The organism is Niastella populi (assembly GCF_002078015.1).
GTDB lineage: Bacteria > Bacteroidota > Bacteroidia > Chitinophagales > Chitinophagaceae > Niastella > Niastella populi.
This window is the reverse complement of the sequence record NZ_LWBP01000241.1, coordinates 1-9090: the sequence shown is the minus strand read 5'-3', so window position 1 is coordinate 9090 and position 9090 is coordinate 1. Positions and strand designations below refer to the sequence as shown.

Below are 9090 nucleotides of genomic sequence, written 5' to 3'. Positions count from 1 at the left end.
AAGTATCATCCACACGGGGAATAGCAATATTTGGAACCGCACCATTTTCATATGAAAACATAGCATTTTCATATGACAGCGTACTATTTTCATATGAAAACATAGGGTTTTCATATGATAGAGCACCATTTTCATATGAAAACAGGGGGTTTTCATATGCCAGGGCACCATTTTCATATGAAAACATAGCGCTATCATATGGTAGAGCACCATTTTCATATGAAAAAATGGAAAGAAGTGCGCGCTTTGTATCGGAATGACGCACCCGCTGTATCAAAAAAGAACATTCCGAAAATATTATGCAATTACAATTTATGCATAATCAAACACTTAAAAAGGTGGCATATTTTTCAATGGAAAATGCCGGTTATCAGGTTTACGTCTCAACAGCAGTGCTATGATAAAAAACAAACTTAAACTAATTATAAGAAGTGCAGCAGCACATAAAGCCCATACAACCATAAATATTGCAGGTCTTGCCATTAGTATAGCCGCATGCCTGTTACTATTTGCCGTAGTGCACTATGAACTGAGCTATAATACTTTTGAAAAAAACTATAAGGATATCTATCGGGTTGTGCGGCAGGATAAAGATGCTGATGGAATTGATATCGGGTCAGGCAACCCCTTTCCGGCCCGGGATGCGTTGAGAAACGATTTTCCGCAGATAACAACAGGTACTTTGTTTGCAAGTTTTGGCAGCCAGGTAACGGTGCCGGATACACACGAACCAGGGAATGCTCCTGAAAAATTCATAGAAGAAACCGGCTTTTTTTTCTGTGACCCGCAGTTCTTCCGGGTATTCAACCACCACTGGCTGGCTGGTTCTGCCGATGTTTTAAATGAGCCATACACTACAGTACTTACCAGAAAAATGGCCGACCGGTATTTTGGCGACTGGCGAAATGCCGTAGGTAAATTGTTAAATCTGAATTACGGATTATTACGGGTGAACTATACAGCTACGGTAAAGGTTGCCGGTATTTTGGAAGATGTACCTGACAACTCCGACTTTCCGTTGAAGATAGTTACCTCTTTCGAAACACTGAATGCAAACGCAGGCCCCCGCGGTTTCCCCAACAGGTGGGGCGCGGTAACCAGCAATTTTCAGTTGTTCCTTTTGCTTCCTGAAAAGATCTCCCCTTCCGCGATGAACGCTCAACTTGCCGAATTCAGCAGAAAGCGCTACCCCGACAACCATGATCTTTCCACCCTGAATTTTCTGCAGCCGCTGAGCGAACTGCATTTTGATAACCGCTACGATAATTTTGGCGATCACATAACCAGCAGATCAACCATCTGGACATTATCGCTGATAGGTATATTCATCATCGTTATGGCCTGTATCAACTTCATCAATCTCTCCACCGCGCTGGCAGTACGAAGAAGCAGGGAAATAGGCATCCGAAAAGTATTGGGTGGCAACCGCCTGCAGATCTTCGCACAGGTGATGGGTGAAACGGCCTTTATTGTAGCTATAGCAATTGTACTGGCAGCTTGCATTGCCTGGTTATGCCTGCCTTTTATAAAATATATCTCGCCGGTTCAGGAAGCGTTGAACCTCTTCAACCAGGAAACGGCTGCGTTCCTGGGCGGCATTATGGTTTTGGTAACCTTATTTTCAGGCCTCTATCCGGCATTGGTCATTTCGGGTTTCAGGCCCGTACTGGCACTTAAAAATAAGATCACTTCTGCAACCCTGGGTGGCATTTCCCTACGAAGAGGACTGGTGGTAACACAATTCACCATTTCGCAGGTACTGATTGCCGGCACTATAGTGGCCATCAGCCAGATGAACTATGTGCACAATGCCAACCTCGGTTTTAATAAAGAGGCTGTTTTTCTTCTAAATGCCAATACAGACAGCACCCTTCAATTGAAATCGGCAGCGTTTAAACAAAAACTGTTGCAAACGCCTGGCGTGTTGTCGGTGAGTTGTAGTTCGGAAGCTCCTTCATCGGACAATGCATCAAGTACGAATTTTTCATTTGATCACCGACCGGAAGAAAATTTTAATTTATACCTTAAGTATGCCGATGAAGATTATTTTGCAACATATGGCCTGCAGCTGGTAGCCGGCCGCGTATATGACAAAAGCGATACAGCGAAAGAGGTGATAGTAAATGAAACGCTCGTGAAAAAACTGGGCATTAAACACCCGTCGGATATCCTTGGTAAAGAAATTCGCATGGGCGGCGCCTCCTGGAAAACGATCGTTGGCGTGGTGAAAGATTTTACAGCAAGATCACTGAAAGAAGAAATAAGGCCGATGATCATTGCACAACGAAAAGACAGGTACGCTGTTTTCGGAATAAAATTAAGCTCATCAGACATGTCGAAAACACAGGCTTCCATTGAATCGATCTGGAACAACCATTTCCCCGCATATGCTTTTACCGGTTCATACCTTACCGATAACATTGCCAGGTTTTACAGCCAGGAAGACCAGCTTTCTCTCTTGTATAAGATCTTTGCAGGCATTGCCATCTTCATTTCCTGCCTGGGGTTGTTTGGACTGGTTTCCTTCATGACGGTTCAAAAAAAGAAAGAAACAGGGATAAGAAAGATTTTGGGCGCTTCGCTAAAAGATATTGTCTTACTTTTTTCAAAAGAATTTACCCTGCTTATTGCGTTAGGATTTTTAATAGCAATACCTGTATCGTATTATATGATGAACAACTGGCTGCAGGATTTTGCCTTTCGCATCAGGATAAACGCAGGCATGTTTTTTATCGTTATCTTATTGTCATTGATAGTAGCATGGATAACCGTTGGCTATATCTCCATTAAAGCGGCGCTTGCCAATCCCGTAAAGAGTTTGAGAACGGAGTGAGAAAAGCGTGGTAATTTTTCCCGATTATAAATAAAGGTTTCATCGTTTGTGATTACAAATGGCGTGTTTGTAATTATGGATGCCTAACTCCAAATATCCGGCTTGGTTTTGGTTATCGCTCCGCTGACTTATTGTACAATTACGATACGTTTTCTTCATCGCCCGGGCAGGAAGTCTTGTAGTCATGCTACCAATAAAACAGCAAGCCTCTTTATAACTTATTATTTTTAGGAGAATTATCGTTTGTCGTAGCGCTTGTATTCCGGTTTTCAACCACAATCGAAATACCACGAATACCTCCCATCCGTTTTGATAATTGCTTTCTCTGTTTAAGGTTTGCTTTAGCTGATTTTCTGGCCTTTTTATTATAATACGGCTTTTTCATTTCATACCTTTTAATAGTTATTGTATTTACGAGCCGGATGATGTGAGGCATCAATAATTATTGACTGCCATTATATTTCCGGTATCGAAATCAAATATTTATGGCCGATTTTAAATTACGCAACAGCTAAATGAACAAAAGAAAGAATTGTACAATAAATGGTAGTGATAAGAATCCCTGAAATATTGTTAGCGCCCTCATTGTACCGTTGGTTCTTAGGCAGCCACGTTGGTGCGGACGTTCAAGGCCTGGATTGCGACTTTTTCCAGGCAGTCGATCAAAAACGCTTTGTTGTTGTCGTAAGCCATACGCCTTTAGACAATTGGTGCAAATAATTAATGATTTCTTGATTTACTAATTACTGTATCAAGCGCGGCCTTCAACTTATCTATGGCGCCACTCACTGCCTGTTCCGCAGTTGCATCATTATTTGAAACAGCGATTGGCTGCATGCCTTCCAGCCTGGCTTCGAGCATACAACGTTTGTCATTTTGGCCGCTTTTGTGGCTATTCTCGTCCGTTAGATGGACTTCAACGCGTGTAATGCTTTTGCTAAATCTGCTTAGCGACTTGACAATCTGGTCCTCTAAAGGGCCTCTCAGTTCTTCCGTTCCGAGGATGTTATTGTCAGTATTAAATTGAATTTGCATTGTTGAGTTATTAATATTTATAATGTAATAACACATTAAGTAACATGTTAAACGATCAAAATCTAAAGGTTGCAGCCAGCCCTGTGCGGGTTGACATTAATTCCTTTGGAACAACTACTACTTTACCGCCTCTCGCAACTACCAATTCTGAAATATCATCTAATAGATCGTCGAATTCAGGGTGTTCCAGGTTTCCTCTTTCGATGATCCCTGTTGCTGCAGCTAGCTTCCCTGCTATTATTCTGTCAGACTCAATTAGCAGCACATCAACTCTACCTTCAATTGCTGCTTTTGCCACTTGTGTAATGTTATCACTACCCCTGCCTTTCAAAAGAGCTTCCTGAAAACTGTCCCCCAATATTTGAAGATTTTGTGTATAGACCGGTTCCATTATTTCCCAGGCCATCATGGCAAACCTTTTCTGATCTATAGAATTCGGATTTATTGCTATTCCTTCTTTTAGCAGAAAAGGATTCTTATTTACCGATTGAAAAAGATTTTGATGTTCTGCCAAGGCTGCGAGGATAAGAGGCAAACCTGATGGCTTCGATATCTTTTCATATATTACATCAGCAGCCGCACGAAAAAACTTTTCTGCATCCAGATCAAGTTCATCTTTTCTACTGCCATGACCATGAACCATATTTCCCTTGTTACCACCAACCCCACCGTAAGACGCCACGGTTAAATGCTTTTCTGTTAGTTCCTCTCCCAGAGCCTCTTTGATTGTATCGGGAAATTCATCAGGTAGTTCGATTTTAGATAACCCATGACGATTGCCTTCGAATAACTGGAAGTCGTGAAGGCTCAATCCTACAACCTGATATCGATCTGCTGATTGTAAATACTGTCTAAGTGGTTTGGTATGAAAACTATCAGCAACGACTGCTAATTCTTTTACCTCAATTGGCACCTTAACTACTTTAAAGAAGTTTTTAGTTGCAAAAACGGCAAGGCCGTTCAGTGATTGATTCCAAAAATCATGATCATTAGCCAGGGCTTCGAAAGGAGCAAGAAGCGCTGTGCCATCGCCGCCAAAATCTTTGTGCTTCATTGAGCTCTCCAACTGCCTTAATAGGTTTTTATATTTTATGGGGTCCTGGAGATTGTCCGGATGACTTCTATGCGTTGGCATATAAAGAGACAGGCAATGAGTTTTTTCAACGCTATTGAGTTCATTCAGGGTGCTTGTTGTTAAAAGTTCCATTCGCCAACACTGGTAATTAAAGCATCATTAAAATGCGGTTAAAAAATATATTACAGCACTATATCCCTGCCTGATATAGTGCAATATTTATACCGCCACATTATTGCCGGGGGACAAGGACTTGCATCCTGCTTGCATTGTTTGGATATGCCGTATTTGGATAGGGGGATACCATGCTGCGTTTTCTACACCTTCATGTAAGCATTCATTTTCTGATTGCTGAGTATCGGCAGCACCAGGTCTTTTAGGTGATACGTTGCAACTCGCGTAAAGAAATTTGAAAAGGCAAGGACGAGAATTGCTCCGGAAATTCTTCGTCATGCTGGCTTTTGAATCTGATCGTTGCCAGATCATCTGCCGTAAGGGTGTCAAGAGGCTTTTTCGCAATCTCTGATAATTTATTAAGATCTATTTTCTCATTTAATAATTTCTGAGCGCGCTCTTTATAATCGCCAAACAAAGCATCCAGACTTTGATAATCGAATTCGTTTATCTGCATCAATTTATTTTTAACGTGAAGACAGCAATTATTTTGCACTGGTATGAATTTTTCTCAAACTCAGATACTGCTTGATACGCTGATGGCTATACTTGCCCAGGTGAAAGCTATGAGCTTGTCAGTAATCATCCTGATACACTTCGAACCTACCAACAATTTGATAATCAAACATTAAATTGAAATGCCATAAATCTGTTGCAATATTTCGAACGAAAAACGCCTTCAAATCTAACGACCTGAAGGCGTTTCAATTTTATCTGCGGGCTGTAGGTTACAACTTTCGAACCTGTTTGTGGCAGATCTTAATAATATTGTAGATTTTTCAAATGAGTATTTGCTGGGTTTTCAACAGGCTTGGTAAAAGGAATGATTTACAGGTAATGGGGATTCTGTTCGAACAAAAAGGATGATTTAAACCTAACCTGAGTTGTATTTGCGCTACTAGGTAATAACCGCGTTTTTTTTGCTAAGTAGTTAAAAAATAATAACTTGAAAAAATTATTCTCTGTCAAACGTAGCGTATAATACGCGGAAATATAATGTTAGCTGCAAACTATGGCACTCACTCTAACATATCAGCCCGACAAAGGAGTTTTCATCGACAACAAGTTGCTATTATGGAGCAGTGACAGACAACAAGTAAGAACACTACTCAATGGCAAGTTTGAAATTGCTGACAATGTTATTGACCTTGGCGATGCTACTCAAAGCTTAATACAGCGTCGGGACATTTATGAAAGCTATCAAGGGCTAGATAATTTCTTTTTTCTAAACTTTGATGAAAACGAGCAGTTGACTGAAGTTGAGGTGCATTACGGACTTACTATCAATGTTGCTGGAGTTATCATAGACTTTTCTATGGACATTGAAAAAGCTGCTGACCTACTTTGCGGCATCTCGGCCGACAAAAAGCAACTTTCAGATGGAGAATACTTTTTTAAAAATTTAAAGTTGACAATTGCAAGTAGCGACAGTATGGGTGGTGAAGGAAATGATTTGTCATACTTCTATTGCAGTAAAGACGTATCGCATTTAGTTGACAAAGAAGTCTGCAGCTAACAGGCGTTTGCCAATATACCGGCTGAAGAACAATCATTCAGCGTTTGTTCTTTCATCAACATTTGAATAACTTACCCGGCAGACGGAACGCTAATGCCGGTACATCGGCAAGCGCTAATCCGTTGGGCGAAATTCAGAAGAATGCTTCAATACAAGAGTGAATATTTAAGAGATCCCTACATAAAAGATTTAAAGCACAGTTTATATGCCTGTTACAAGTACGAAATAGTTGACGTCAACGAGAATATAACAACAGTTTACGCATCTGAGTCGATTACTTTAGTTTACTTTTTAGACATGATAATACGTGTTGAGCGAAATCGCAGATTGTTCGCCAAACCGCATCATGTTATTTACGATAATGCAAGTAAGGAACAACTTGGTGTTTTTGAATTTCCGAATTGGCAGAGTGCGAATAAGACACGGTGCATCTTGAGATTAAATACTGGGAAAGTATATTCATTTATACAAAACAACAACCATAGACGCTTGCTGAAACCATCAACCTGGAGCAGATATTGTTTCGAAATGACGAACAGCGAGAATTGGATTACTTATGACGGAAACAGAAAAATGGGTTCGATTACAAGTCCAGATGAATCTGAAATCATGCCGATAGCCTTAGGCTTTTTTATTATCGACGATAAATTTCGATCATCAGAAGAATCATCAGGATAAACGTTCGCCCAACACAGGCTTTTAGCAATACGGGCGGACGAATATGTTTTCAACAAAAGAATATCTATTTTGCTTTAGCAAGTGAGTAAGGCTGAAGTACAAGAAATTCCCGTACTGCTTAAAGCCTCATTACGTTGGGCGAAATTTGAAGACCTCAAACTATTTAGACATTAGCCTTAAAGCCGAAAGCTTATTAGAGAAAACATTATGAAAATCCCAGCTAACGAGAATGAAATTACATTATACTGTTTCGTTGGAGAAGCTATATGGAAAATCCAAATCGTTGAGCAGGCTTTGAGCTGTTCAATCACTCTCAAAATGAATCCTGCCGCAACAAAGGAACAGGCTGATAAAGTCTTAAAGCAGCACCAAAATTACACTTTAGGCAAGGCTATTAATATTGCAAGCAAAGAAAAACTGTATTCTTCAGCTCTTCAAGATGAACTATATACGTTCTTAGACCAAAGAAATTGGTTGGTTCACAACGCTATGGCAGAGAGCCTACATGACAAAAACTGGGAAAATGAAAAAGATGAATTATTTCAGAAAATAAAATCTATTTCGGAAAAAGCCGAAAGCATTCAACATAAGATAGAATATGACATGATTAATTTTTGTACTTCGAAGGGCAAAGACATGTCTAAAATTCTTACGTTATTAAAATTGCAAGAACAAGGAGTAAGGATTAAAAAGGCATGATATTTTTTCAATGATAATCATTCAAAAACTTCGCCCAACATGAGGTTTACCGCAAGGTGTGGCTGGACGGAAGTTCAATCGGCAGTTTTTATGCACCAGACATTCACTTTTATGAAAGCAATGACGGAAATGCAATTGTAGGACATCGGGCGATAAATGAACTTATTTCAAAATTGCAGAGTGAATGGCCAATTGAATTTCAGTTTGCACTAAACAAACCATCGCAAGTAAATCAGACAACACAGGTTATATCTTGGAACCTTGGACCAAAGGGAGCTACGCCCGTTGCGACAGAAATGGACGTAGCTATTATAGAAAACAATTTGATTAAATCATTGTATTTATTTTTGGACGCAAAATAAAAATAGACACCACGGACATTGCCTGACTAAGCACTACCGCCAACAGGGTTTTGGCGTTATGGGGCTGACGAACAAAGGCTCAAGTTTTGTATTTCAATTTATCTTTAGTAAAAGGTTTGGGCTGACGTTCCCTGATTTCCCCTACAACGCCAAGCCCTAAACCGTTGCAAGTAATTTTAAATGACACTACGTTCTTACTTAAACATCTTGACAATTACCTTTTGTTTGACAACTTCATTTGTTGCGTGTGGACAAGTGCCTGATAAAAAACCAACAGACAAAAACCTTCAAACACAAAACAATGGTCTTACTTTTGACACTCCAACTGCAATAATTGAGTTTAATAAAAAAAGCAGATGGCCTTTTGACAGTACTTTTAAAGCAGCTACCTTGACACAAACTGAATGTCAGCTTGTTGACAGTTTTTTATTGGTATGTGTGGCTAACTACAATAATTCGTTAGACAAAGACCACAAACAATGGAGTATAGACTTAAAGAAACGCAATTATAGAAAGCAGCTAATTGTTGTGACAAATAAAAATGGACAAAAAGAAGTTTGGGTTAACTGCTTTTGCTACACTTGGGGGAGCGACAAATGGAAAACTGAAATCTTGGGCGTTGATGACGGAGGAAATTGCTATTTCAACTTCAAAATAAATTTGGCGACACGAAAATTTTATGACATGTGTAGGCTCCCCCCAAATTCGGCCAGTTAAA

At 39.9% G+C, this 9090-nt stretch carries 10 protein-coding genes; 5 read left to right on the top strand and 5 right to left on the bottom strand.

The features are described from left to right. The coding region (locus A4R26_RS35520) for a hypothetical protein (RefSeq protein ID WP_207625861.1) at positions 1-277 on the bottom strand (277 nt) is incomplete at its 3' end. A 120-nt stretch (positions 278-397) separates the two neighbouring features. Here A4R26_RS35520 and A4R26_RS30965 point away from each other — a divergent pair. Beyond that, positions 398-2833: an ABC transporter permease gene (locus A4R26_RS30965; protein ID WP_081170481.1), complete on the top strand. Its 2436-nt coding sequence runs from the start codon at positions 398-400 to the stop codon at positions 2831-2833. A 211-nt stretch (positions 2834-3044) separates the two neighbouring features. On the opposite strand, the gene A4R26_RS35275 is transcribed toward A4R26_RS30965, so the two are convergent. From A4R26_RS35275 to A4R26_RS30950, 4 genes are all read right to left on the bottom strand, one after another. After that, positions 3045-3218 carry a hypothetical protein gene (locus A4R26_RS35275; RefSeq protein WP_165760479.1) on the bottom strand — a complete coding sequence of 58 codons (174 nt, stop codon included), beginning with the start codon at positions 3216-3218 and terminating at the stop codon, positions 3045-3047. A 335-nt stretch (positions 3219-3553) separates the two neighbouring features. Then, positions 3554-3868 (bottom strand): HPF/RaiA family ribosome-associated protein, encoded by a 315-nt coding sequence (locus tag A4R26_RS30960; RefSeq protein WP_081170485.1) that lies wholly within the window; start codon positions 3866-3868, stop codon positions 3554-3556. A gap of 55 nt (positions 3869-3923) precedes the next feature. Then, positions 3924-5075 carry a baeRF3 domain-containing protein gene (locus A4R26_RS30955; protein WP_081170479.1) on the bottom strand — a complete coding sequence of 384 codons (1152 nt, stop codon included), beginning with the start codon at positions 5073-5075 and terminating at the stop codon, positions 3924-3926. A 244-nt stretch (positions 5076-5319) separates the two neighbouring features. Continuing rightward, a complete protein-coding gene (locus A4R26_RS30950) occupies positions 5320-5574 on the bottom strand; it encodes a hypothetical protein (RefSeq protein WP_081170477.1) in 255 nt (84 codons plus the stop codon). A gap of 555 nt (positions 5575-6129) precedes the next feature. Between A4R26_RS30950 and A4R26_RS30945 the strand changes: the two genes are divergently transcribed. From A4R26_RS30945 to A4R26_RS30925, 4 genes are all read left to right on the top strand, one after another. Beyond that, positions 6130-6633 carry a hypothetical protein gene (locus tag A4R26_RS30945; RefSeq protein WP_081170475.1) on the top strand — a complete coding sequence of 168 codons (504 nt, stop codon included), beginning with the start codon at positions 6130-6132 and terminating at the stop codon, positions 6631-6633. Positions 6634-7518: 885 nt separating this feature from the next. Further along, on the top strand, positions 7519-8010 hold the full coding sequence (locus A4R26_RS30935; protein ID WP_081170471.1) for a hypothetical protein: 492 nt from the start codon (positions 7519-7521) through the stop codon (positions 8008-8010). A 56-nt stretch (positions 8011-8066) separates the two neighbouring features. Beyond that, positions 8067-8372: a hypothetical protein gene (locus tag A4R26_RS30930; protein ID WP_081170469.1), complete on the top strand. Its 306-nt coding sequence runs from the start codon at positions 8067-8069 to the stop codon at positions 8370-8372. 225 nt (positions 8373-8597) lie between these two features. Beyond that, complete coding sequence (locus A4R26_RS30925; protein WP_081170467.1) at positions 8598-9089, top strand: hypothetical protein; 492 nt, start codon at positions 8598-8600, stop codon at positions 9087-9089. The last annotated feature ends 1 nt before the right edge of the window (position 9090 follow it).

Coding starts and splice junctions, on each gene's coding strand:
- A4R26_RS30945 (WP_081170475.1), top strand. CDS start 6,130: ATGGCACTCACTCTAACATATCAGCCCGACAAAGGAGTTTTCATCGAC.
- A4R26_RS30965 (WP_081170481.1), top strand. CDS start 398: ATGATAAAAAACAAACTTAAACTAATTATAAGAAGTGCAGCAGCACAT.
- A4R26_RS30955 (WP_081170479.1), bottom strand. CDS start 5,075: ATGGAACTTTTAACAACAAGCACCCTGAATGAACTCAATAGCGTTGAA.
- A4R26_RS35275 (WP_165760479.1), bottom strand. CDS start 3,218: ATGAAAAAGCCGTATTATAATAAAAAGGCCAGAAAATCAGCTAAAGCA.
- A4R26_RS30960 (WP_081170485.1), bottom strand. CDS start 3,868: ATGCAAATTCAATTTAATACTGACAATAACATCCTCGGAACGGAAGAA.
- A4R26_RS30935 (WP_081170471.1), top strand. CDS start 7,519: ATGAAAATCCCAGCTAACGAGAATGAAATTACATTATACTGTTTCGTT.
- A4R26_RS30950 (WP_081170477.1), bottom strand. CDS start 5,574: ATGCAGATAAACGAATTCGATTATCAAAGTCTGGATGCTTTGTTTGGC.